Source organism: Janthinobacterium sp. GW456P, assembly GCF_002127655.1.
Lineage (GTDB): Bacteria > Pseudomonadota > Gammaproteobacteria > Burkholderiales > Burkholderiaceae_D > Janthinobacterium.
In genome coordinates this window covers 1-688 of record NZ_NEHB01000072.1, presented here as the reverse complement: position 1 = coordinate 688, position 688 = coordinate 1, and the positions used below count along the sequence as shown (strand labels likewise).

The window sequence follows — 688 nt, the reverse complement described above, 5'->3', positions numbered from 1 at the left end:
GGAAATAAAGTGTATGACGGCGGCGTGGCCGCCAGCCTGAACATGGCTGGGGCATCGTTCACGGGGATGGTGGGCGGCGACAACCTGACGGTCTCGGGCGCCAGCGGCAGTTTTATCGACAAGAACGCCGGAAATGGCAAGACGGTCAATATCAGCGGCATGATACTAGGCGGCACGGACGCTGGAAATTATGATTTTACCAACGCCACGGCCAGCAGCACGGCCAATATCAGCAAGGCCACCATCAGCGGCGTGAGCGGCATTGTGGCCGGAAATAAAGTGTATGACGGCACTGCCACGGCCAGCCTGAACACGGCGGGCGCCACGTTTGCGGGCATGATCGGTGGCGACAGCCTGAGCGTGTCGGGYGCCAGCGGCAGTTTTGCCGACAAGAATGCAGGCACAGGCAAGACGGTCAGCATCAGCGGCATCGTGCTGGGCGGCACGGATGCCGGCAACTACAATTTGACCGGCACCACGGCCAGCAGCAGCGCCGATATCAGCAAGGCCACCATCAGCGGCGTGACCGGTATCGTTGCYGGAAATAAAGTGTATGACGGCGGCGTGGCCGCCAGCCTGAACATGGCTGGGGCATCGTTCACGGGGATGGTGGGCGGCGACAACCTGACGGTCTCGGGCGCCAGCGGCAGTTTTGTCGACAAGAACGCCGGAAATGGCAAGACGGTCA

At 61.7% G+C, this 688-nt stretch carries 1 protein-coding gene; it reads left to right on the top strand.

All coding sequences use genetic code 11. The features are described 5' to 3' along the window. The coding region (locus CBW66_RS29180) for a YDG domain-containing protein (RefSeq protein ID WP_253249998.1) at nucleotides 1–688 on the top strand (688 nt) is incomplete at both ends.